General features: G+C 72.4%; 23 protein-coding genes. 11 read left to right on the top strand and 12 right to left on the bottom strand.

The window, feature by feature from the left end:
- Positions 1-36: 36 nt before the first annotated feature.
- Positions 37-639 (top strand): TetR/AcrR family transcriptional regulator, encoded by a 603-nt coding sequence (locus AC1Q49_RS03315; RefSeq protein ID WP_191009511.1) that lies wholly within the window; start codon positions 37-39, stop codon positions 637-639.
- A 48-nt stretch (positions 640-687) separates the two neighbouring features.
- On the top strand, positions 688-1,041 hold the full coding sequence (locus AC1Q49_RS03310; RefSeq protein WP_191009510.1) for a protein-L-isoaspartate carboxylmethyltransferase: 354 nt from the start codon (positions 688-690) through the stop codon (positions 1,039-1,041).
- A 19-nt stretch (positions 1,042-1,060) separates the two neighbouring features.
- Here the strand turns inward: AC1Q49_RS03310 and AC1Q49_RS03305 are convergent, their stop codons facing one another.
- A complete protein-coding gene (locus AC1Q49_RS03305) occupies positions 1,061-1,408 on the bottom strand; it encodes a hypothetical protein (protein WP_061782474.1) in 348 nt (115 codons plus the stop codon).
- On the bottom strand, positions 1,405-1,731 hold the full coding sequence (locus AC1Q49_RS03300) for a DUF7882 family protein (RefSeq protein WP_061782473.1): 327 nt from the start codon (positions 1,729-1,731) through the stop codon (positions 1,405-1,407). The genes AC1Q49_RS03305 and AC1Q49_RS03300 overlap by 4 nt, the downstream gene beginning before the upstream one ends.
- 188 nt (positions 1,732-1,919) lie before the next feature.
- On the opposite strand from AC1Q49_RS03300, the gene AC1Q49_RS03295 reads away from it, so the two are divergent.
- Entirely contained in the window at positions 1,920-2,408 is a 489-nt protein-coding gene (locus AC1Q49_RS03295; RefSeq protein ID WP_492490929.1) for a MarR family winged helix-turn-helix transcriptional regulator, read from the top strand.
- On the opposite strand, the gene AC1Q49_RS03290 is transcribed toward AC1Q49_RS03295, so the two are convergent.
- The gene (locus AC1Q49_RS03290) at positions 2,393-2,884 is read right to left on the bottom strand and encodes a MarR family winged helix-turn-helix transcriptional regulator (protein ID WP_101305475.1); all 492 of its coding nucleotides are present in this window, start codon (positions 2,882-2,884) and stop codon (positions 2,393-2,395) included. The two genes, AC1Q49_RS03295 and AC1Q49_RS03290, sit on opposite strands and share 16 nt — an antisense overlap.
- Positions 2,885-2,959: 75 nt before the next feature.
- Here AC1Q49_RS03290 and AC1Q49_RS03285 point away from each other — a divergent pair, with 75 nt between their 5' ends.
- The 3 genes from AC1Q49_RS03285 to AC1Q49_RS03275 are packed head-to-tail and all read left to right on the top strand — an operon-like array spanning position 2,960 to position 7,096.
- Positions 2,960-4,573, top strand: a complete 1,614-nt coding sequence (locus AC1Q49_RS03285) for a carboxyl transferase domain-containing protein (RefSeq protein ID WP_492490928.1) — start codon at positions 2,960-2,962, stop codon at positions 4,571-4,573.
- A gap of 4 nt (positions 4,574-4,577) precedes the next feature.
- Positions 4,578-6,620 (top strand): acetyl/propionyl/methylcrotonyl-CoA carboxylase subunit alpha, encoded by a 2,043-nt coding sequence (locus AC1Q49_RS03280; RefSeq protein ID WP_492490927.1) that lies wholly within the window; start codon positions 4,578-4,580, stop codon positions 6,618-6,620.
- Positions 6,617-7,096 (top strand): MaoC family dehydratase, encoded by a 480-nt coding sequence (locus tag AC1Q49_RS03275; RefSeq protein WP_191009508.1) that lies wholly within the window; start codon positions 6,617-6,619, stop codon positions 7,094-7,096. The genes AC1Q49_RS03280 and AC1Q49_RS03275 overlap by 4 nt, the downstream gene beginning before the upstream one ends.
- Positions 7,097-7,098: 2 nt before the next feature.
- Here AC1Q49_RS03275 and AC1Q49_RS03270 read toward each other — a convergent pair whose 3' ends face one another.
- From AC1Q49_RS03270 to AC1Q49_RS03255, 4 genes are read right to left on the bottom strand one after another with little or no spacing between them, the layout of a single operon-like run.
- Positions 7,099-7,692, bottom strand: a complete 594-nt coding sequence (locus AC1Q49_RS03270) for a TetR/AcrR family transcriptional regulator (RefSeq protein ID WP_060959947.1) — start codon at positions 7,690-7,692, stop codon at positions 7,099-7,101.
- Positions 7,693-7,714: 22 nt separating this feature from the next.
- Positions 7,715-8,176, bottom strand: coding sequence for a MarR family winged helix-turn-helix transcriptional regulator (locus AC1Q49_RS03265; protein ID WP_223848815.1), 462 nt, complete (start codon positions 8,174-8,176; stop codon positions 7,715-7,717).
- Positions 8,177-8,202: 26 nt separating this feature from the next.
- Positions 8,203-8,847 (bottom strand): GTP cyclohydrolase II, encoded by a 645-nt coding sequence (locus AC1Q49_RS03260; protein WP_060959949.1) that lies wholly within the window; start codon positions 8,845-8,847, stop codon positions 8,203-8,205.
- A complete protein-coding gene (locus AC1Q49_RS03255) occupies positions 8,847-9,743 on the bottom strand; it encodes a VOC family protein (protein ID WP_101305472.1) in 897 nt (298 codons plus the stop codon). Before AC1Q49_RS03255 ends, AC1Q49_RS03260 begins: the two co-directional genes overlap by 1 nt.
- 179 nt (positions 9,744-9,922) lie before the next feature.
- Here AC1Q49_RS03255 and AC1Q49_RS03250 point away from each other — a divergent pair, with 179 nt between their 5' ends.
- The gene (locus tag AC1Q49_RS03250) at positions 9,923-10,528 is read left to right on the top strand and encodes a TetR/AcrR family transcriptional regulator (protein ID WP_061782471.1); all 606 of its coding nucleotides are present in this window, start codon (positions 9,923-9,925) and stop codon (positions 10,526-10,528) included.
- Positions 10,529-10,530: 2 nt separating this feature from the next.
- Positions 10,531-12,198 carry an MDR family MFS transporter gene (locus tag AC1Q49_RS03245; protein WP_492490926.1) on the top strand — a complete coding sequence of 556 codons (1,668 nt, stop codon included), beginning with the start codon at positions 10,531-10,533 and terminating at the stop codon, positions 12,196-12,198.
- On the opposite strand, the gene AC1Q49_RS03240 is transcribed toward AC1Q49_RS03245, so the two are convergent.
- Together AC1Q49_RS03240 and AC1Q49_RS03235 are read right to left on the bottom strand one after the other, a co-directional pair.
- Positions 12,165-12,824 carry a response regulator gene (locus tag AC1Q49_RS03240; RefSeq protein WP_060959952.1) on the bottom strand — a complete coding sequence of 220 codons (660 nt, stop codon included), beginning with the start codon at positions 12,822-12,824 and terminating at the stop codon, positions 12,165-12,167. The two genes, AC1Q49_RS03245 and AC1Q49_RS03240, sit on opposite strands and share 34 nt — an antisense overlap.
- Positions 12,821-14,005 carry a sensor histidine kinase gene (locus AC1Q49_RS03235; RefSeq protein WP_492490925.1) on the bottom strand — a complete coding sequence of 395 codons (1,185 nt, stop codon included), beginning with the start codon at positions 14,003-14,005 and terminating at the stop codon, positions 12,821-12,823. Before AC1Q49_RS03235 ends, AC1Q49_RS03240 begins: the two co-directional genes overlap by 4 nt.
- Before the next feature lie 131 nt (positions 14,006-14,136).
- Between AC1Q49_RS03235 and AC1Q49_RS03230 the strand changes: the two genes are divergently transcribed.
- Both AC1Q49_RS03230 and AC1Q49_RS03225 read left to right on the top strand, forming a co-directional pair.
- On the top strand, positions 14,137-14,856 hold the full coding sequence (locus AC1Q49_RS03230; RefSeq protein ID WP_492490924.1) for an ABC transporter ATP-binding protein: 720 nt from the start codon (positions 14,137-14,139) through the stop codon (positions 14,854-14,856).
- Entirely contained in the window at positions 14,853-16,148 is a 1,296-nt protein-coding gene (locus AC1Q49_RS03225) for an ABC transporter permease (protein WP_060959956.1), read from the top strand. Before AC1Q49_RS03230 ends, AC1Q49_RS03225 begins: the two co-directional genes overlap by 4 nt.
- A 12-nt stretch (positions 16,149-16,160) precedes the next feature.
- On the opposite strand, the gene AC1Q49_RS03220 is transcribed toward AC1Q49_RS03225, so the two are convergent.
- Genes AC1Q49_RS03220 through AC1Q49_RS03210 form a run of 3 tightly spaced genes read right to left on the bottom strand, consistent with a single transcriptional unit; the run spans position 16,161 to position 19,623 of the window.
- Positions 16,161-17,006 (bottom strand): transglutaminase family protein, encoded by an 846-nt coding sequence (locus tag AC1Q49_RS03220; protein WP_060959957.1) that lies wholly within the window; start codon positions 17,004-17,006, stop codon positions 16,161-16,163.
- Positions 17,003-17,935 carry an alpha-E domain-containing protein gene (locus AC1Q49_RS03215; protein ID WP_060959958.1) on the bottom strand — a complete coding sequence of 311 codons (933 nt, stop codon included), beginning with the start codon at positions 17,933-17,935 and terminating at the stop codon, positions 17,003-17,005. Before AC1Q49_RS03215 ends, AC1Q49_RS03220 begins: the two co-directional genes overlap by 4 nt.
- On the bottom strand, positions 17,929-19,623 hold the full coding sequence (locus AC1Q49_RS03210) for a circularly permuted type 2 ATP-grasp protein (protein WP_101305467.1): 1,695 nt from the start codon (positions 19,621-19,623) through the stop codon (positions 17,929-17,931). The genes AC1Q49_RS03215 and AC1Q49_RS03210 overlap by 7 nt, the downstream gene beginning before the upstream one ends.
- Before the next feature lie 95 nt (positions 19,624-19,718).
- Here AC1Q49_RS03210 and AC1Q49_RS03205 point away from each other — a divergent pair, with 95 nt between their 5' ends.
- A complete protein-coding gene (locus AC1Q49_RS03205; protein WP_101305466.1) occupies positions 19,719-21,257 on the top strand; it encodes a molybdopterin-dependent oxidoreductase in 1,539 nt (512 codons plus the stop codon).
- Positions 21,258-21,265 lie beyond the last annotated feature (8 nt).

Raw genomic sequence — 21,265 nt, 5'->3', positions numbered from 1 at the left:
GTTTTTTCCGAGAGCCGCGCGGTACGCTCTGATGCCATGGCCACCTCGTCGCCCGCTCGCCGCGGGCCGTACGCGAAGTCGGCGGAGCGGCGGTCCGAGATCATCGCGTCGGCGACCGCCATCTTCAGCGCGCACGGCTACCGCGGCGGGTCACTGCGGCAGATCGCCGCCGAGCTCGGCCTCAGCCTCACCACGGTGATGCACCACTTCCCCACCAAGGTCTCACTGCTGGCCGCGGTGCTCGAGCAGGAGGACGCCGCCGACGCCGACTTCCCCGAGCGTGCACGGCGCGACGGCCTGCTCCCGGCCGTGCTCGGCGTCGTCCGGCGCAACCTCGGCCGCCGCGAGCTCGTGCGCATGTTCTCGATCGTCTCCGCCGAGGCGACCTACCCGGGGCACGAGGCGCACGAGTGGCTCCAGCGCCGCTACGCGTCCGTCATCACGGACTACGCCGGGCTGATCGCCCACGACCGCGCCCGCGGGCGGATCGCGCCGATCCACGACGACGACACGGCCCTGGCGGGCCTCATCGTCACGGGATGGGAGGGGATCCAGATCCGCTGGCTCGCCGACGACGCCGATCCCGTCGCCGCGATGGAGCTCCTGCTGACCTCGCTCCTGCGCCCGCGCACGGCATAATGGGACAGGCGTGCCGCCAGGCGCGTCGACACCCAGGATCGAGGTCCCATGCCCTACCGCAATCAAGCGACGGTCGAAGCATGGGTGCGCGAGTACCTCGCGGGCCACCCGGCGGCCGAGTCGTCGATCTCCGTCCTCGAGAAGGACTACACCCCCGGCCCCGATTCGGGCCTCGTCGTCGTCGCCCTGAGCAACGCCTCCACCGTCACCTACATCCAGCCCGTCGTCCACGACGAGGGCCCGCGATGGGTGGTCACGTTCGAGGCGCGGGCCGACAGCTTCGACCTGGATGCCGCGGGCGTCGCACGCCTGTCCGCCGATCTCGCCGCCGTCGCCGAGCTGTGCGGCTTCCTGCAGGAGCGCACCGAGAAGGCCATCGCCGAGACCGCGAGCGCCTCCTAGCGCCGGCCGTCCCGCGCGCTCACACCAGCGGTGTCGTGAGCACCGCGGTCGCGAGGGCGCCCAGCGCCACCACCCCGCTGATCGCGGCGGCGGTCTGCCACAGCGCCTGCGCGCGGGGCGACGGCTCGGGTGACGGGAGCAGGGGGCGCGCCTCGTGGGCGCCGCCGACGGCGCGCTGCGCCTCCCCGAGCGACGCGTAGCGCCCGACGGGGGTGGAGCGGAAGTCGAACCCCACGAAGTGACCGTCGGGCGTGCACTCGACGCATCCGACGTAGTCGCCGACGCGGGAGGCGACGTAGAAGCCGTCGCTGACGGCCGCCCAGGTCACGCGGCCGGTGGGCGCCGACGCGAGGGCGAGCACGCTCATGCGACGGCCGCCAGTTCGGCACGCGAGGGCACGGCCTCGGCGGCCAGCTCGACGACGATGCCCGCCGCGGAGGCGGCGGCCTGGGCCAGCTCGTTGACGCGGGCCGGCTCGAGGCGGATCGGCTCCGCCGCATCGAACTCGAAGCGCAGCGGGATGGCGCAGTGCACCCAGAGGGCGCTGCGGCCACGCGTCGGCGACGAGAAGGTGAGGCTGAAGCCCTCGGAACGACGCAGCTTCGTCATCGCCACCATCCTCAGGTGAGCCAGGTCGGTGTCGTCGACCTCGATCGCGTCGCTGGTGTTGCCGTAGTACAAGCGTCCCATCGTGACTCCCTCATTCGGTCTGCGTCGGCTCATTCGGTGCGCGTCGGGCTCGGCCTCGCCGCAGCGGTGGATCTGTCGTGAAGTAGGTTATTCCGTGAATAAGTAGTTAGTCAAGCGAGATATATCATGAGCTATATTGGTGTCACCGAACCCTTTACGGGCGCCGACTCTGAGTGGAGGTGAGTGCGGTGACGACCACACACACATCCGGCACGACCGATGTCCTGGATGCGCTCGCGCGCTTCCGGGCCGCGGGCGCGCAGATGCATCAGCGCGTCCGGGCCAACGCCGCACTGGGCGAGAACGAACTGCGCATCCTTCAGTACGTCCTCGCCTGCGACCGCGACGGCCTGGACGTCAAACCGAGCGAGATCTCCCGCCACCTCGGCATCAGCTCGGCATCCACGACCGCCTTGCTGGACCGCCTGGAGCGCCTCGGCAGCGTGCAGCGCGTGAACCACCCCACCGACCGTCGCAGCATCCTCATCGCGCCGACCGAACGGGCCGCGGCGGAGGTCGCCGACCTCGTCGACGCCTTCGAGAACCGCGTGGCCGCGGCCATCCGCAGGCTCGACCCGTCGGGGCGGGCCGCCGTGCTGAGCTTCCTGGACGCCGCGACCGGCGCCGCCGACGAGATCGCCGGATCGGTCGTCTCGCGCGACTACGCGTCGATGTGATCCACGGCCACGCGCATCGCATCCAGGAACCGGATGACGGTGTCGCGCTGGTCCTCGTCCATCTCGCGCACGACCGCCATCATGCGCTCGTGCATCGCCGACAGGGTGTGACGCACCTCGAGGTCTGACTTCTCGCTCGACGCGATCAGCACACTGCGCCGGTCCCCCGGGTTCGGCGTGCGCGTGATGTGCCCCGACCTCTCCAGGCGATCCAGCAGCGCCGTCGTGGATGCCGAGGTGATGCCGAGATATCTGCTCAGCGTCACCGGGGTCACCGGCTCGCCCCGCAGTCGCGCCCGGGCGAGGAAGCGCAGGACGAGCAGCTCGTTCTCGCCCATGTCCATCGACTGCTGCGTCCGTCGACGCATCGCGACCTCGGCCGCCCGGTAGGAGCGCATGGCCTCCATGACCGACGTCGACCGCGCATCGTCGTCCACGTACCAGTAGGACGCGGGCTGATCGGGCGTCGTGCTCATCGCATCATTGTGCCCCACGCGCGCCGCGCCGTCCCAGAACGGCGCCGACGGTGGACATTCGGCGGCGCAGGCGCTATGTTCCTGATCGGGTTACTGATTGATAACCGAAATGAGGATGCCGTGTCGACGACGACCACGGACGGGTATCGCGCCCTCGTCGCGGAGCTGAGGGCGAAGCGGGAGGCCGCGGCCCTCGGCGGCCCCGAACCGTCGCGGCGCCGGCACACCGCGCGCGGCAAGCTGCTGGCGCGCGACCGGATCGATCTGCTGCTCGACCGCGGCAGCCCCTTCCTCGAGCTCGCCCCTCTCGCCGCCGACGGCCTCTACGACGGCGAGGCGCCCGCGGCCGGGGTCGTCGCGGGGATCGGGCTCGTGCACGGTCGGCACGTCATGGTCGTCGCCAACGACGCGACCGTCAAGGGCGGCACGTACTACCCGATGACCGTGAAGAAGCACCTGCGCGCGCAGGAGGTCGCCGCGGAGAACCGCCTGCCGTGCATCTGCCTCGTCGACTCGGGCGGCGCCTTCCTCCCCCTCCAGGACGAGGTGTTCCCCGACCGCGACCACTTCGGACGCATCTTCTACAATCAGGCCCGGATGTCGCGGGACGGCATCGCGCAGATCGCGGCCGTCCTGGGCTCCTCGACCGCCGGCGGCGCGTACGTCCCGGCGATGAGCGATCAGACCGTGATCGTCCGCGATCAGGGGACGATCTTCCTCGGCGGCCCGCCGCTCGTGAAGGCCGCGACCGGCGAGGTGGTCAGCGCCGAAGAGCTCGGCGGCGGCGTCACGCACTCGCGCATCTCCGGCGTCACCGACCACCTGGCCGCCGACGACGCGGAGGCGCTGCGCATCGTCCGCGAGATCGTCGCGACGGTGCCCGAGCCGGCACCGCTGCCGTATCGGCTCGGGCCCGCGGACCCGCCGCTGCACGACCCGGACTCGCTGTACGACGTCGTCCCGGTCGAGCTGACCACGCCCTACGACGCCCGCGAGATCATCGTCCGCCTCGTCGACGGCAGTCGCTTCAGCGAGTTCAAGCGCGAGTACGGCGAGACGCTCGTCACCGGCTTCGCGCACCTCCACGGCCACCCCGTCGGCATCGTCGCGAACAACGGCGTGCTCTTCGGCGAGTCGGCGCTCAAGGGCGCGCACTTCGTCGAGCTGTGCGACCAGCGCGGCATCCCGCTGCTGTTCCTGCAGAACATCACGGGCTTCATGGTCGGCCGCGAGTACGAGCACGGCGGCATCGCGAAGCACGGCGCGAAGATGGTCAACGCCGTCGCGTGCGCGCGGGTGCCCAAGCTCACGGTCGTCGTGGGCGGCTCGTTCGGCGCCGGCACCTACTCGATGTGCGGGCGCGCCTACTCGCCCCGGTTCCTCTGGCTCTGGCCCGGCGCGCGGGTGTCGGTCATGGGCGGGCCGCAGGCGGCGTCCGTCCTGTCCACGGTGCGCGGCGAGCAGCTCGACGCCGCCGGCACCCCCTGGACCACCGCCGAGAAGGAGGCGTTCGAGGCGCCGATCCGTGCGCAGTACGAGCACCAGGGCAGCCCCTACTACTCCACCGCGCGCCTCTGGGACGACGGGGTGATCGAGCCCGCGCAGACCCGCGACGTGCTGGGGCTCGCCCTCGACGTCGTCGCCCGCGCCCCGATGCCCGACGCCGGCTACGGCATCTTCCGGATGTGATCGCATGAGCGCCCTCCGCACCGTCCTCATCGCCAACCGCGGCGAGATCGCCGTCCGCATCATCCGGACACTGCGCACGCTCGGCATCCGCTCGGTCGCCGTCTACAGCGACGCCGACGCCGACGCGCTCCACGTGCGCCTGGCCGACGAGGCGGTGCGGCTGGGGCCCGCCGCCGCCGCGCAGAGCTACCTGTCGATCGAACGCGTGGTGGATGCCGCGCTCGCCACCGGTGCCGAGGCGATCCATCCGGGGTTCGGCTTCCTCGCCGAGAACGCCGCCTTCGCACGGGCCTGCGCCGACGCGGGCCTCGTCTTCATCGGCCCGTCGCCCGAGGCGATCGAGGTCATGGGCGACAAGATCTCCGCCAAACGCACCGTCGCCGCGCGCGGCGTGCCCACCGTCCCCGGCATCGCCCGCGCGGGCCTCACCGACGCGGAGCTGATCGCGGGGGCGGCGGAGGTCGGCTTCCCGGTGCTGATCAAGCCGTCCGCGGGCGGCGGCGGCAAGGGCATGCACGTCGTCACGGAGGCCGCGGGGCTTCCGGCCGCGGTCGCCGCCGCCCGCCGGGAGGCCGCGGCATCCTTCGGCGACGACACGCTGTTCCTGGAGCGCTACGTCACCGCACCGCGCCACATCGAGGTGCAGATCCTCGCCGATGCGCACGGCACGGTGGTGCACCTCGGCGAGCGCGAGTGCTCGCTGCAACGGCGCCACCAGAAGGTCGTCGAGGAGGCGCCCTCCCCTCTGCTCGACGCCGCGACCCGCGCGCGCATCGGCGCGGCCGCGTGCGAGACGGCGAGGAGCGTCGGCTACGTCGGGGCGGGCACGGTCGAGTTCATCGTGCCGGGCGACCGGCCCGACACGTTCTTCTTCATGGAGATGAACACCCGTCTGCAGGTGGAGCATCCCGTCACCGAGATGGTCACGGGCCGCGACCTCGTCGAGCTGCAGCTGCGGATCGCCGCCGGGGAGCCGCTGCCGTTCGCCCAAGAGGACGTGCGCCTGGACGGGCACGCGATCGAGGTGCGCGTCTACGCGGAGGACCCGCGCGCCGGGTTCCTGCCCACCGGCGGTCCGGTCACGCGCGTCGTCCACCCGTCGGGGGCCGGGGTGCGGGTCGACACGGCGCTCGAGGACGGCCTCGTCGTCTCGACCGACTACGACCCGATGCTGGCGAAGCTCATCGCGTGGGGCCCCGACCGGGAGGAGGCGCGCCGGCGCCTCGTGCGCGCGATCGACGGGACGGCGATCTTCGGCTTCGAGACGAACCTCACGTTCCTCCGCCTGCTGCTGGAGCGCCCCGAGGTGGTCGCCGGCGCGCTCGACACCGGCCTGATCGCCCGCGTCTTCGACGAGCTGCCCTTCCCCGACGTCACGGAGCGCACCTTCGCGGAGGCGGCGCTCGTGATGCACGCGGCGTCGGCGACCCGGGACCCCGACGCGACCGTGAGCGGCCCCTGGAGCCGCGCCGACGGCTGGCGTCTCGGCGCGGCGGCGGCCCCGAGCGTGTACGACCTCGTGTCCGCCGACGCCGAGGCCCGCGTGCGGGTGTGGTCCACGCCGCTGCGCGTCGCCGTCGGCGATGCGGCGCCGGTCGCGGCATCCGTGCGGCCGCATGGCGCCGACGGCGGGTCGGCCACGGTCGTCATCGACGGTCGCGGTCGCACCTTCCCGGTCGCCGCCGCCCCCGCGGGGCTGTGGCTGCGCAGCGACGCCGGAGCCGTCCTCGTCTCCGAGCGCACGATCGACGGCGGCGCGGACGACCGCGCGGACGCGTCGCCGACGATCGCCTCCCCCCTGCCGGGGACCGTCGTGATGGTGGCCGCGCACGACGGCGCGCGGGTGCGCGCGGGAGAGCCGGTCGTCGCCGTGGAGGCGATGAAGATGGAGCACGTGCTGCGGGCCGGCGTCGACGGCATCCTCCGCCTGCGCGTCGCGGTCGGCGACCAGGTGGTGCGCGGCGGCGTGGTCGCCGCGATCGAGCCCGCGGACGAGGATGGGCACGAGGACGAGGACGAGGACGAGGACGAGGAGGGGACGACGTGAGCGAGGTCATCCGGCAGCGGGGACTGTACTTCGAGGAGTTCGTCGAGGGGGCGCTCTACGTGCACGCCCCGGGGCGCACCGTGACGGAGACCGACAACGTGCTGTTCACGACGCTCACCATGAACACGCAGTCGCTGCACCTGGATGCCGCGTGGGCGGCCGGCACGGAGTTCGGCGAGCGGCTCGTCAACAGCATGTTCACGCTCTCGACGATGGTCGGCCTCTCGGTCGCGCAGCTGACCCAGGGCACGATCGTGGCGAACCTGGGATTCGGGGAGGTGCGCTTCCCGGCTCCCGTTCGTCACGGTGACACGCTGTACGCCGAGACGCTCGTCGTCGGCACGCGGCGGTCCGCCTCACGTCCCGGTCAGGGCGTCGTCGAGCTCGCCCACACGATGCGCAACCAGCGCGGCGAGGTCGTGGCGACCGCGACCCGCAGTGTGCTCATGCGGTGCGCACCGACCGAGGAGGGATGAGCTCAGGCCTCGTCCCGCAGCGCACGCCGCGCCATCCCGGCGAGGATCCGTGCCGCGTCGTCCCCGCTCGCCCCCGCACTGTGCGGCGTCGAGTTGAGCAGGCCGAAGACGCCGAGCAGGCGGGTCTCGCGCTCGGGTGCGCTCAGGGCCGGCGCGGCGGTGGCGAGCACGACGTCCCACTCGGCGACGTACGCGCGCTGCAGCCGCCGCACCCGGTGGTTGGTGTCGGAGTCGAGACCGGCGAGCTCGCGATCCTGGATGCGGATGATGTCGGGCGCCGCCGTCGCGAAGCCGATGTGGAAGGCGATGAGCTCGTCGAGCACGGCTCCCGCGGCGACGGCGTCGGACGGACCTGTGCCCGCGACGATCTCACGGCCGCCCTGCAGCAGCCGCTCGCTGGCGTCGACCAGGAGCTCGGCGAGGATCGCGTCCTTGCTCGGGAAGTGCTTGTACAGCGCCGGGCCGCTCATCCCCACCGCCTCGCCGATCTCGACGGTGGTGACGGCGGCGAAGCCGCGACGGGCGAACAGCGCCGCCGCCTCCACGAGCAGTCGCGCCCGCCGGTCGGCCTTCTGCGAGCTGCGCCAGGTGGTCACGGTGCCAGCGTACCGACGCGGCTCACTGGTGCGCCCCGAACCGGTGGTCCGGGTCGAGACGCTCGCCGAGGACGGCCGTGATCCGCGCCAGGTGGGCGAGGTCGTCCGCGGAGAGCGCGTCGACCACGAGCGAGCGGGCGGTCGCGATGTGGCCGGGGGTGGCCCGGATGAGCTCCCGGCGCCCCGCGCCGGTCAGGGTCACCCGGCTCACCCGACGGTCGGTGGGGCACCCGCTCTTGAGCACGAGACCCCGCGTCTGCAGACGCGAGCACACGTGGGACAGCCGCGACAGCGTGGCGTTGGTCGCCTCGGCGACCTCGCTCATGGTGGCCGTGGCCTCCGGCATGCGCCGGAGGAAGGTCATCACCCCGAACTCGTAGTGCGTCAGGGCGGAGTCGCGCTGCAGCTGCGAGTCGAGCGCGCTGGGCAGCAGGTCGCACACGCGGATGAGCCCGAGCCAGGCCTCTGCTTCGGCGGTGGTCATGCGCGGAACGGGATACACCATGATCCTCAGGCCGCGGGGACGTCGATCGTGTGACCGGTGTGGTCCCGCTTGGCACGCAGGTAGCGTGCGTTCGCGTCCGTCAGGTGCACGCCGGTGGCCACGGCATCCGCCACCTCGACGCCGAGCGCGCGCAGTTGCGCGACCTTGTCGGGGTTGTTCGTGAGCAGACGCAGCCGGTGGATGCCGACGGCGTGCAGCATCTGCGCGGCGGCGCTGTAGTCGCGCTCGTCCTCGCCGTGCCCGAGCGCCGTGTTGGCCTCGTAGGTGTCGAGCCCTTCGTCCTGCAGCGCGTAGGCGTCGAGCTTCGCGTACAGCCCGATGCCGCGTCCCTCCTGCCGGAGGTAGAGGAGCGCTCCGCCGTCTTCGGAGAGCCGCTCGACGGCCTCGCGCAGCTGCGGTCCGCAGTCGCACCGCTCGGATCCGAAGACGTCGCCCGTGAGGCACTCGCTGTGCAGACGGACCAGCGGTGCGCTCTCCCGCGCGCGGGGCCTTCGTCCCTCGAAGCTCAGCAGCAGGTGCTCGGCGCCGTCCACCAGGGCGTGGAAGGTGTGCACGCGCGCCGTCGTCTCGTACCCGTCGGAGAAGCGCAGCGGCACCGTCACCGCGGTGCGGACGGTCGCCGCCGGCAGCCCGCCGGCCGTGAGCGCCATCAGGCGCTCCCCTCGGGGAGCACGGTCAGCAGCGTCCCCCACGGATCGCGCAGGCGCACCCCGGCGCCGTCGTCCTGCACCGCGATGCCCGCGTGCCGCGCACGATCGGCGAGGGCGAGCACGTCGTCGCGCTCCGGCATCCGCAGTCGCACGTCGCCGAGTCCGAGCGACACGGCCCGCGGGCCGGCGCCCGCGCTGTGCCACGTGTTCAGTCCGATGTGGTGGTGGTAGCCGCCCGCGGAGAGGAACAGCGCGGAGCCCACGTCGATCGACACGTCGAAGCCGAGCGTGTCGACGTAGAAGCGCCGGGCGGTGGGGATGTCGCCGACCTGCAGGTGGACGTGGCCGACGGTGGCCTCGTCGGCGGTCGTGCGGGCCGGGTCGAAGTGCTCGCGGAGGAAGGCGTTGGGGTCGATCGCGGTGTTGCGCGGCATCCATCCGGCGGGCTTGTCCTGCCAGACCTCGGTGGGCAGATCCCAGTACAGCTCGATGCCGTTGCCCTCGGGGTCGTGGAAGTAGAACGCGTTGCTGAAGGTGTGGTCGGTCGCGCCCTCGAAGGTGTCGCCGGCGCGGCGCGCCATCGACATCACGGCCGCCGACAGCGCCGCGCGATCGGGGAACGCGATCGCCGTGTGGTACAGGCCCGCACCGTGGCGGTCGAACGGCGGGAGTTCGGGGGCGTGCGTGAGCGCGACGATCGGGATGCCGTCACGGCCGAGGGTCGCCTGCGCGCCGGACTGGTCGAGGATCTCGAGCGAGACGGCGTCGCGGTAGAACGCGGTCTGCGCGTCGAGGTCGCCCACGAGCAGCTCGACGGTGTCCATCCGCGTGGCGTCGGCGGCGGCACCCGCGGTGTGCACCGGCGCGGGCCGCCAGTCCAGGGTCGCGGCCCTCATGCCGGCGCCCCGCCACCGACGACGGACAAGGAGACGATGAGCACGAGCGGTCCTTTCGGTGGGCCGTCGGCGACTCCGAGCGGCGATGGTTGATGCAACAACAAAGTGCGATCCGCATTCCCCGCGCCGAGAATCCGTGAAATTTGCACTGTCGCCCCAAGAGTGCAAACATGCACTCTGTGACCGAGAGTGCAAACGGATCCCGCGGGAGACGCATCGCCGAGACGGCGGCCGCGCTGCGCACCGCCGCACGACGGCTGACCGCCGCGCACGGACTCAACGGGTTCACGATCGACCAGCTGTGCGCCGACGTCGGGGTCTCACGCCGGACGTTCTTCAACTACTTCGCATCGAAGGAGAACGCCGTGCTCGGGCTCACGCTGCGCGCGCATCTCGAGGAGCTCGACGAGCGGTTCGTGCACGGCGACGGCGACCTGCTCGACGACTACCTGCACCTGCACGCCGCCCGCTGGGCGCTGATGGGCCACACCCGGACGGAGGCCGAGGAGGTCGGGCGCCTGCTCGCGGACGAGCCGCGCCTGCATGCCCAGCTGATGTCGATCATGGCGGATGCCGAGGTCAACGACATCGCGCTGGTGCGCAGCCGCCCCGACGCACCGACCGACCCGCTCGTCGTCGACATGCTCGTGCGGATGATCAATCCGCTCCTGCGGTCCGCGATCGCGGCGTTCTTCGACGAGGAGCACCCCGACTTCCTCACCCTCCTGCGCCGCCGCGCCGACGCGGGCCGCGCCGCCCTCTCCCCGACCTCGCCGAAGGAATGACCATGTCCGCCGCCGCCTCGCCGTCCGCCTCCCCCCTGCTGCTCACCCCGCGGCGCGTCTGGATCATCTTCGGCGCGCTCATCGCCGGGATGCTCCTGTCGAGTCTGGACCAGACGATCGTCTCGACGGCCATGCCCACGATCGTCGGCCAGCTGGGCGGAGTCGAGCACCAGGTGTGGATCACCACCGCCTACCTGCTCGCGACCACGATCGTCATGCCCGTCTACGGCAAGTTCGGCGACGTGCTCGGCCGGCGCCGCCTGTTCCTCATCGCGATCGCGCTGTTCACCCTGGCCTCGGTCGGCTGCGCGCTGGCGAGCGACTTCTGGATGTTCGTGTTCTTCCGCGCCGTGCAGGGGCTGGGCGGCGGCGGCCTGATGATCCTGTCGCAGGCGATCATCGCCGACATCGTCCCCGCCTCGGAGCGCGGCAAGTACCTCGGCCCGCTCGGCGCCGTCTTCGGCCTCTCCGCGATCGCCGGCCCCCTGCTGGGCGGGTTCTTCGTGGACCACCTGACCTGGCAGTGGGCGTTCTACATCAACATCCCCGTCGGCATCGCGGCGTTCGTCATCGCCCTGTTCGCGCTGACGCTGCCCGACAAGCGCGCGACCCGCCGGATCGACGTCCTCGGCATCGTGCTGCTGTCGATCGCGACGACCTGCCTCATCTTCTTCACCGACTTCGGCGGCGACACCGACTTCGGCTGGTCCTCGCCCGCCACCTGGGCCTGGGGCCTGGGGCTGCTCATCGCGGCGGGCGGCTTCGTCCTCGTCGAGTCCCGCGCCGAGGACCCCATCATCCCGCTCCACCTGTTCCGCAACCCGGTGTTCCTCAACGCGACGGCGATCGGACTGACGCTCGGCATCGGGATGTTCGCGGCGATCGGGTTCGTGCCCACGTTCCTGCAGATGTCCTCCGGCACCTCGGCGGCCGAGTCGGGGCTGCTGATGGTGCCCATGATGGCGGGACTGATGGGCACCTCCATCGCCTCCGGCATCCTCATCAGCCGTTCGGGGCGCTACCGGATCTTCCCGATCGTGGGCACGCTGGTGACGGGCGCGTCGATGATCGCGATGACGACGCTCACCGCGGCGACGCCGATCTGGCTCATCTGCGTCTTCCTGTTCTTCTTCGGCGCGGGCCTGGGCCTGATCATCCAGGTCGTGGTCCTGGTCGTGCAGAACGCGGTGCCCGCCGCCGAGGTCGGCACCGCCACCAGCACCAACAACTACTTCCGCGAGGTGGGCGCCGCCCTCGGCACCGCGGTGTTCGGCACCCTCTTCACGACGCGGCTCACCGATAACCTCCGGGACGTCTTCTCCTCCGCGGGGGCCAGCGCGTCGGAGTCGGCGGCGGCCACCGCGAACCTCGACCCGCAGACGCTCGCGACCCTTCCCCCGGAGGTGCGCGACGGGATCGTGAACGCCTACGCGGACGCGCTCGCGCCGGTGTTCTGGTACCTCGTCCCCTTCATCGCCCTCGCCTTCGTGCTGGCGCTCACGCTGAAGCAGATCCCCCTCTCCGACGTCGCCGGCCTCGTCGCGCGCGGCGAGGCGATCGGCGGCGCCGAGGCCGAGGAGCGGGAGCGGAAGCAGCGCGCCGCCGCCGGCACCGGCGCCCCGGCGACCGGTGACGATCAGGACCCGGGCGCGACCAGTCCGCTCTCGTAGGCGGCGATGACCAGCTGGGCGCGGTCGTGCGCGCCCAGCTTGGTCATCACGCGCTTGAGGTGGGTCTTGGCGGTGTGCGGCGAGATGAACAGCTCGGCCGCGATCGCGTCGTTGGAGCGGCCGCGGGCCACGAGCACGAGGATCTCCCGCTCGCGGTCGGTCAGCGGCGCGAGCGAGCGGGGCGCCGCGACCGGGGCCGTCGAGCGCACGAACCTGCCGATGAGCGCGCGGGTGGCGGCCGGCGAGAGCAGCTCGTCGCCGGCGTGGACCGCGCGGACGGCGCGGCCGATCTCCTCCGGCTCGGCGCCTTTGCCCACGAAGCCGCTCGCTCCCGCGCGCAGCGCCGCGACGACGTACTCGTCCTCCTCGAACGTGGTGAGGATGAGCACGCGCGTGTCGGCGAGGGCGGGGTCGCGGCAGATCAGGGTGGTCGCCTCGATGCCGTCCATGCGCGGCATCCGGATGTCCATGACCACCACATCCGGCCGTCGGCGGCGCACCTCCTCGACGGCGCTCTCGCCGTCCGTCGCCTCCGCGACCACCGTGATGTCCGGCTCGCCGTCGAGGAGGTCGCGCACGGCGGTGCGGATGAGCGCCTGATCGTCGACCACGACCACGGCGATCACGAGGCGACCACCGCATCGATCGGCAGCCGCGCCGCGAGCCGGAAGCCGCCCGGCGCGCGCCCCGACTCGAGCCGGCCCCGCACGGACCCCACGCGCTCCTTCAGCCCCAGCAGGCCGAACCCGGATGCCGGGCCCGACTCGACCGGCAGGCTGCGGTCGACGGGGTTCGTGACCACGACCTCGAGCGCGTCGTCCTCGAGCCGCAGGAGGACGTGCGCCCGCGCACCGGCCCCGTGCTTGAGCGCATTGGTGAGCCCCTCCTGGATCACCCGGTACGCGACGATGTCGACCGCCAGCGGAAGCGGGGTGTCGGCGAGGCCGCCGCGTTCGTCGCGCAGCACCACGTCGAGACCGGCGACCCGCACCGACTCCACGAGCTCCGGCAGCCGGGCCAGCCCCGGCTGCTCCCGCAGCGCGGTCGTCTCATCCGCGCGCAGCACGCTGAGCATGCCGCCGATCTGGCTGAGCACGTCGCGGGACGCCGTGCGGATCGTCGAGAGCGCCTCCCGCGCCCGCTCCGGGCGGGAGTCGAGCGCCGCCGAGGCCACCCCCGCATTGAGGCTGATCACGGAGATCTGGTGGGCGACCGCGTCGTGCAGATCGCGCGCGATGCGCAGCCGCTCCTCCGTGACGCGCCGACGGGCCTCGGCGTCGCGGGTCTGCTCCGCGCGGCGGGCGCGGTCGACGACGGCCGTGAGGTACGCGCGGCGCGAGCGGACCCCGTCCCCGACCGCGGCCGCGAGCGCCAGGGCGAGCCCGATCTGCAGGAACCGCGTGTCGGCTCTCGTCGCGACGGTGACCCCGATGCCCACGCCCACCACGACGGCGACCACGATCGCGGCCGCTGCGACGGCGGTGCGACGGGAGGTGTCGCGGGCGACGATGAACATCGCCACCAGCGCCGCGAGCGCCGCCCCGGGAGAGTTCGTGCCGCACACCAGCGCGGCGACGTAGGCGGCCGCGCAGAGCGCGAGCGTCACCACCGGCCAGCGCCGCCGCAGCAGCAGCGCCGGGGCGGGCAGGAGGACGAGGACGAGGACGAGCGGAGTCGACGGCCGCAGCTCGGCCATCGGCAGGGGGAGCAGGGCGGGGAGGACGACGAGCACGACCAGGACGACGTCCGCCGCCCACGCCGGGCCCACGGGGTGCGGCGGCGGGAAGGTGTCGTCCGGTGAGCTCACGACTCCAGTCTGACGCCCCGGGCACCGCAACGGATCGCCCCGGCGAGGGATCCCGGCATCCCCCGCCTGGGGTACGCATCTGCCGCAGCGACGGGATGCCGCCGCGCCGGCCGACGGGAAGGCTGGTCGTCATGACATCCGATCCGGCGCCGTCCGCGCCCCCGCCCCTGCTCTCCGTCCACGACCTGCACAAGTCCTACGGCCGCGGCTCCGCCCGTTTCGACGCTCTCCGCGGCGTCAGCCTCGACATCCGGCGGGGAGAGAGCATCGCGATCGTCGGCAAGAGCGGTTCGGGCAAGTCCACGCTCATGCACCTGCTCGCGCTCATGGACGCCCCCACCAGCGGGCGGGTGCTGCTCGACGGCGTGGATGCCGACACCCTCCGCGGCCGCCGCCTGAACCGCACCCGCAACAAGACGTTCGGGTTCGTCTTCCAGCAGTTCTTCCTGACCTCCAGCGCCTCGGTGTTCGACAACGTCGTGCTGCCGCTGAAGATCGCGGGGGTGAGCCGCGCGGAGCGCCGCCGCCGCGGCATGGCCGCCCTCGCCGAGCTCGACATGGCCGACAAGGCGCGCAACAAGGCGACCGCGCTGTCGGGCGGGCAGAAGCAGCGCGCCGTCATCGCGCGTGCGCTCGTGAACGATCCCGACGTGATCTTCGCCGACGAGCCCACCGGCAACCTCGACTCGGCGACGGGAGCGGTGGTCGAGGACATCCTCTTCCGCCTCAACCGCGAGCACGGCATCACGCTGATCGTCGTCACCCACGACGAGGAGCTCGCGGCGCGCTGCGACCGCCGCGTCCAGATCCGCGACGGCGTGCTCGTCCCCGACGAGAGGAGCGCCACATGAAGACCGCCGATCTGCTGACCACCGCCGTCGGCAACACGTTCCGCTCGAAGACGCGCACGATCCTCACCATCCTCGCGATCTTCGTCGGCGCCTTCACCCTCACCATCACGAACGGGCTGGGCACGGGCATCAACCGGTTCATCGACAGCACGGTCGCCTCCTTCGGGGCCTCCGACGTGCTGACGGTGACCAAGACCGTCGCCGCGACCGGCGGCGGCCCGCAGGAGTACGACCCCGACGCCGTCGCGTCGAGCCAGCCCGGAGCCCCCGGCGGCGGCACGGCGTCGGTGACGGCGCTCACACCCGACGACATCGCCGCGATCACCGCCACCGACGGCATCCTGAAGGTGGAGCCGGTGCGCACCGTGACGGCGGACTACATCCAGTACGCGGACGGTCCCCGCTACGTCGCGAGCGTCGGGACGCTCGTCGCCGGTCAGACCCTGCAGCTGGCCGCCGGAGCCGCACCCGACGACGCCGACGGCACGCCGCAGGTCGCCATCCCCCTCGCCCTCGTGGAGCCGCTCGGCTTCGCCGACGCGGAGGATGCTGTGGGCAAGACGGCCACGATCGCCGTCACCGACCCCCTGCGCGCACAGCACACCGTCACCGCCCGGATCACCGGGGTCACCGAGGCGGCCTTCGCCGCCGGCACCTCCGTCACGCCGAACACCGCCCTCACCGATGCGATGTTCGCGCTGCAGAACGACGGCGTGCCCCAGGACCAGCTGGACCGCTTCGCGAGCGCCGACGCCTGGGTGTCCGCCGACGCGACGCCGGCGCAGCTCGACGACGTCAAGGCCGCGCTGTCGGCGCAGGGGTACACCGCCACGACCGTCGCCGATCAGCTCGGCACCTTCACCGCCGTCATCAACGGCATCGTGCTCGTGCTGAACGCGTTCGCGGTCATCGCGCTGCTGGCGGCGAGCTTCGGCATCGTCAACACCCTGCTGATGTCGGTGCAGGAGCGCACCCGGGAGATCGGGCTCATGAAGGCGATGGGCATGGGCAGCGGCCGCGTCTTCACGCTGTTCAGCCTCGAGGCGGTGGTCATCGGCTTCCTCGGCAGCGCGATCGGCGCGCTGGTCGCGATCGTCGTCGGCACGGCGGTGAGCGCGCAGCTCGCCACGAGCCTGTTCTCCGACCTGCCGGGCCTCGAGCTGATCGCCTTCGACCCGGTCTCCATCCTGGTCACGACGCTGATCGTGATGGGCATCGCGTTCCTGGCCGGCACGCTGCCGGCCGCGCGGGCCGCGCGGGCCGACCCGGTCGAGTCGCTGCGCTACGAGTGACGGCGCGGGGCGCTACGCCTCCCGGGTGACGGTGACCTTGACGTGAAGGTTGCTCTTGAACGGGCCGGCGTAGACGCCCCGCAGCGGCGGGACGTCGTTGTAGTCGCGGCCGCGGCCGACGAGCACGTGGCGGTCGCCGATCTCCACGTTGTTGGTCGGGTCGAAGCCCTGCCAGCCGCCGGAGAACCATTCGACCCACGCGTGCGACTCGCCCGTCGTGGGCGCTCCGACCTCGGCGTCCGGGTCGGGGTGCAGGTAGCCGGAGACGTACCGGGCGGGGATGCCGACCGCGCGCAGGGCGCCCAGCGTGATGTGGGTGATGTCCTGGCAGACGCCCTTGCGCTCGGCCCAGGCCTCGGCTCCCGTCGAGTGCACGCCGGTGATGCCGTGCATGTACTCCATCGCGTCGCCGATCGCCGTGGCGATCTCCACCGCCGCGCGGGCCGGCTCGGCGTGCCGGCCCGCGATCGAGCGGGCCAGCTCCACCACGTCGGGGTGCGGCGCGGTGCGCACGGACTGGCCGAGCATCTCGACCGTGCCGATGGAGCGGGCGCTCTCGGCGGCCAGGCGCTCCCAACTCAGTTCGGGGAACTCCAGCGGACGCGGGCGGACCTCCACGAGCGAGCGCGCCGTGATCTCGAGGTCGCGGTGGCCCGCGAGCACGTCGAACGCGGCGACGCGCGTCCCGAAGTAGTCGAGGTAGTAGTTGACGCTCGTCGACGGGTCGATGTCGAGCTGGGAGCTCAGCACGAACTGGCTGTCGGTGGAGATCGGCAGCATCCGCGCCTCGTTGTAGGAGGCGCCCACCTCCCCCTGGTACGCGAAGCCGGTGGTGTGCTCGATCCGCAGGCGCATCATGAGGTCTCTCCGATCCAGCTCGGCTCGGCGTGTGTCGGGAAGAACCGCCCGCGGATGGCCTCCGACGCCTCTCGGGTGACCTTCTGGACCCGCTCCATGTGGTCGGGCAGCTCGCTGAGGATCTCGCCGATGGGACGGTACTCCAGGTCGTTGCGGATGCGGCCGAGCGCGCGCAGCACCGTGTTCGAGTGGCCGACGCGGTCGGCGACGGGGTCGATCGCGCGCATGCACGCCTCGGCCTGCGCGATCGAGTAGATGATCGAGCGCGGGAACAGGCGGTCCAGGAGCAGGAACTCCGCCGCGTTCGACGCGCTCGGCATCCCGCGATACGTGCGGAGGTACGCCTCGTACGCGCCGCACGAGCGCAGGATCGTCGTCCAGGACGGCCCCGAGGCCTCGGTCAGCGCACGCGTGGCGAGCAGCCGCGCCGTCATGTCGGTGCGCTCGATCGAGCGGCCGAGCGTGAGGAACTGCCAGGCCTCGTCGCGGCTCGTGGACGAGTCGGTGATCCCGACGGCGAGCGCGGAGCGCTCGCGCACCCACTGGAAGAACTCGTGCACCTTCTCGTTGTGCAGGCGCCGCGGCATCCGCGAGTTGGTGGTGTTGAGCGTCTCCCACAGCTCCGTCGACACGATCTCGCGGGCGCGGCGCGCGTTCTCGCGCGCCGCCTGCACGGCGTAGGCGATGCTCGACGGGTTGGCGCGGTCGACGGCGAGGCTCGTGAGCACGTCGGAGCGGGTGACCTCGGTTCCCGCCGGCGGCGGCACGGAGCCCATGACGCCCATGAGCGAACGGCAGGCCGTGTCCTCGTCGATCCAGGGATCCTCCAGCAGCAGCTGCAGGTGCACGTCGAGGATGCGGGCGGTCCCGTCGCTGCGCTCGATGTACCGTCCGATCCAGAACAGGCTCTCCGCGATGCGACTCAGCATCCGTGCTCACCCCCGACGGGACGGGAGACCTGCTGTTGCTGCTGCTCCTGCTGCTCGCGCGTGGTGCGGGGGCGATCCTGCGGCGAATGGGACTGCTGCCCCTGCGCGTCGTAGATGATCGGGATCGCCTCGGTCACCGACGCCTGGTCCGCCACCAGCCCGGCGAGACCCCCGGAGGTCTGCACGGCGTAGTCGCCGCGGCGGGGCGCCTCCCCGCCGACCACCCACGTGTCCTTCGAGCCGCCGCCCTGCGACGAGTTGACCACGAGCTGGCCCTCCGGCAGCGCGACCCGGGTGAGCCCACCCGGGAGCACCCAGACCTCGTCGCCGTTGTTGACGGCGAACGGGCGGAGGTCGGCGTGACGGGGCCGCATGCCGTCCTCGACGAGCGTGGGGATGGTGGAGAGCATCACGACGGGCTGCGCGATCCAGCCGCGCGGATCGCGGATCAGCTTCTTGCGGAGCTTCTCCAGCTCGGCCGGCGACGCGTCGGGCCCGACGACCAGTCCCTTGCCGCCGGAGCCGTCGACGGGCTTCACGACGAGCTCGTCGAGCCGGTCGAGCACCTCCTCCAGCGCCTCGGGCTCCTCCAGCCGCCACGTGTCGACGTTCTTGAGGATCGGCTCCTCCGCCAGGTAGTAGCGGATGAGGTCGGGCACGTACGTGTACAGCAGCTTGTCGTCGGCGACGCCGTTGCCGACCGCGTTGGCGATCGTGACGTTGCCCAGGCGCGCGGCCAGCATGAGGCCGGGAGCTCCCAGCATCGAGTCGGCGCGGAACTGCAGCGGGTCGAGGAAGTCGTCGTCGACGCGGCGGTAGATCACGTCGACGCGGCGCGGTCCCCTCGTCGTGCGCATGAACACCTTGCCGCCGACGCACTGCAGGTCGCGACCCTCGACGAGCTCGACGCCCATGAGGCGCGCGAGCAGCGTGTGCTCGAAGTAGGCGGAGTTGTAGACGCCGGGGGTGAGCACGACGACATTGGGGTCCTCGATGCCGGGCGGGGCCGACGCGCGCAGGGCCTGCAGCAGCTTGTTGGGGTAGTCGCCGACCGGGCGCACCCGCATGGAGACGAACAGCTCGGGCAGCGTCTGGGCCATGACCCGCCGGTTGGAGATGACGTAGCTGACGCCCGAGGGCACCCGCACGTTGTCCTCGAGCACGCGCATCTCGCCGTGCTCGTCGCGGATGAGGTCGATGCCGGCGACCTGGATGCGCACCCCGTTCGCGGAGTGGATGCCGGCGGCCTGGCGGTAGTAGTACTGGCTCGAGGCGATCAGCGCCGCCGGGAGCACCCCGTCGCGCACGCAGTGCTGGTGGCCGTACGCGTCGTCGAGGAACGCCTCGAGGGCGCGCACCCGCTGCTGGACGCCCTTCTCGATGTGCGACCACTCGTCGTACTCGATCACGCGCGGCACGGCATCCAGCGGGAAGGGCCGTTCCTCGCCCGCGAAGTCGAAGGTGACGCCCTGCGCCAGGTACGAGCTGGCGAGCGACTCGGTGCGTCCGCGCAGCTCTTCCTGCGTGAGTCTCGCGAGCGCCTGATGCAGCTCGCGGTACGCCGCGCGTGAGGTCGTCGGGGCGCCGGAGGACGCCGGCGCGGTGAACATCTCGTCGAAGGCGGGCACGCCCGAGACGGTCTTGCGTGGAGCCAGCGTCGAGCCGTATCCGTCGAACAGGTCACCCATGCCATGAGCCTAGTCCGGGCCGTGTTTCCTGAGTGTGACGATGGATGCCGCGGCATCCGCACCCTCATCGCGCCCCCGCGACTTAGGATCAGCGCATGCGCACGCGATCACGAGGTCGAGCCGCGCTCGCCGGCGCCGCCGCGGCGGCCTTCGGAGCGGGCCTCGCCGAGCTCACCGGCGCGATCGTCGGCGCCAGCCCGATCGCCGCCGTCGGCGGAGCGCTCATCGACCTCGCGCCGCCGTGGGGCAAAGACCTCGCGATCGCCCTGTTCGGCACCGGCGACAAGGCGGCCCTGGTCACCGCGGTCGCGATCGTGCTCCTGCTGCTCGGCGCCGCCGCGGGCCTGCTCGCCGTGCGCTCCCGCGGAGCCGCGCAGACGCTCGTGGTCGTGCTCGGTCTCCTCGGCGCCGGAGCGGCCGTCACCCGGGCGGATGCCGCGGCCCTCGCCGTCGTGCCGCCGGCGGTCGGCGCCGGGGCGACCCTCCTCGCTCTGAGCGCGCTCGTGACGCGCGCGATCGCCGCGGCCCCGCCCGCGACCGCATCGGACACGGATGCCGTGGGCTCGGGCGCCTCGCGCCGTACCTTCCTCCTGTGGACGGCCGGCGCGGCAGCGACCGGCGCGCTGGCCGCGGTCGGCGGATGGGCGCTGCAGACCGGTGCGCGCGCCGCCACCGCCGTCCGCGCCGCGATCACCCTGCCGCGGGCCGCCGCCGCGGCGACCGTGCCGGCGGGGGCCGACCTCGGCATCCCGGGATTGGCACCCGTCATCACCCCGAACGCCGGCTTCTACCGCATCGACACGGCGCTCGCGCTGCCGCAGATCGATCCGGCGACGTGGCGGCTGCGCATCCACGGCAAGGTCGACGAGGAGATCGAGCTGAGCTGGGACGAGCTGCTCGCACTCCCCCTCGAGGAGAGCGTCACGACGCTCACGTGCGTGTCGAACGAGGTCGGCGGCGACCTGATCGGCACCGCGCTGTGGCTCGGCTACCCGATCCGTCACCTCCTCGCCCGCGCCGGTGTGCAGGCGGATGCCGACATGGTGCTCTCGACATCGGCGGACGGGTTCACCGCGGGCACCCCGCTGGAGGCGCTGACCGACGAGCGCAACGCGATCCTCGCGGTCGGGATGAACGGCGAGCCGCTGCCGATCGCGCACGGCTTCCCCGTGCGGATGGTCGTGCCGGGCCTGTACGGCTACGTCTCCGCGACGAAGTGGGTCACCGACCTGGAGGTCACGCGGTTCTCCGACGCCCAGGGGTACTGGACGCCGCGCGGCTGGTCGGAGCGGGGACCGATCAAGCTCGCGAGCCGCATCGACGTGCCGCGCCGCGGCGGCACCGTCGCGGCGGGAGAGAGCGTCATCGCGGGCGTGGCCTGGCAGCAGCACGTCGGGGTGCGCGGCGTGCAGGTGCGCATCGACGACGGCGACTGGCAGGAGGCGACCCTCGCGACCGCGATCTCCGCGGACACCTGGGTGCAGTGGTCGCTGCCGTGGCAGGCGAGCCCCGGACAGCACACCATCACGGCGCGCGCGATCGGCCTCGACGGCGAACCGCAGACGCAGACGGCCGCCCCGCCGGCGCCCGACGGCGCGACCGGCTGGCCCCGCGTCGAGATCACCGTCGCCTGACGGCGACC

Source organism: Microbacterium sp. MPR-TSA4, assembly GCF_058792815.1.
This window is presented reverse-complemented; position numbering and strand designations above follow the sequence as displayed.

Coding starts and splice junctions, on each gene's coding strand:
- AC1Q49_RS03315 (WP_191009511.1), top strand. CDS start 37: ATGGCCACCTCGTCGCCCGCTCGCCGCGGGCCGTACGCGAAGTCGGCG.
- AC1Q49_RS03310 (WP_191009510.1), top strand. CDS start 688: ATGCCCTACCGCAATCAAGCGACGGTCGAAGCATGGGTGCGCGAGTAC.
- AC1Q49_RS03305 (WP_061782474.1), bottom strand. CDS start 1,408: ATGAGCGTGCTCGCCCTCGCGTCGGCGCCCACCGGCCGCGTGACCTGG.
- AC1Q49_RS03300 (WP_061782473.1), bottom strand. CDS start 1,731: ATGGGACGCTTGTACTACGGCAACACCAGCGACGCGATCGAGGTCGAC.
- AC1Q49_RS03290 (WP_101305475.1), bottom strand. CDS start 2,884: ATGAGCACGACGCCCGATCAGCCCGCGTCCTACTGGTACGTGGACGAC.
- AC1Q49_RS03285 (WP_492490928.1), top strand. CDS start 2,960: ATGTTCCTGATCGGGTTACTGATTGATAACCGAAATGAGGATGCCGTG.
- AC1Q49_RS03280 (WP_492490927.1), top strand. CDS start 4,578: ATGAGCGCCCTCCGCACCGTCCTCATCGCCAACCGCGGCGAGATCGCC.
- AC1Q49_RS03265 (WP_223848815.1), bottom strand. CDS start 8,176: ATGACCACCGCCGAAGCAGAGGCCTGGCTCGGGCTCATCCGCGTGTGC.
- AC1Q49_RS03260 (WP_060959949.1), bottom strand. CDS start 8,847: ATGGCGCTCACGGCCGGCGGGCTGCCGGCGGCGACCGTCCGCACCGCG.
- AC1Q49_RS03255 (WP_101305472.1), bottom strand. CDS start 9,743: ATGAGGGCCGCGACCCTGGACTGGCGGCCCGCGCCGGTGCACACCGCG.
- AC1Q49_RS03245 (WP_492490926.1), top strand. CDS start 10,531: ATGTCCGCCGCCGCCTCGCCGTCCGCCTCCCCCCTGCTGCTCACCCCG.
- AC1Q49_RS03230 (WP_492490924.1), top strand. CDS start 14,137: ATGACATCCGATCCGGCGCCGTCCGCGCCCCCGCCCCTGCTCTCCGTC.
- AC1Q49_RS03225 (WP_060959956.1), top strand. CDS start 14,853: ATGAAGACCGCCGATCTGCTGACCACCGCCGTCGGCAACACGTTCCGC.
- AC1Q49_RS03220 (WP_060959957.1), bottom strand. CDS start 17,006: ATGATGCGCCTGCGGATCGAGCACACCACCGGCTTCGCGTACCAGGGG.
- AC1Q49_RS03215 (WP_060959958.1), bottom strand. CDS start 17,935: ATGCTGAGTCGCATCGCGGAGAGCCTGTTCTGGATCGGACGGTACATC.
- AC1Q49_RS03210 (WP_101305467.1), bottom strand. CDS start 19,623: ATGGGTGACCTGTTCGACGGATACGGCTCGACGCTGGCTCCACGCAAG.
- AC1Q49_RS03205 (WP_101305466.1), top strand. CDS start 19,719: ATGCGCACGCGATCACGAGGTCGAGCCGCGCTCGCCGGCGCCGCCGCG.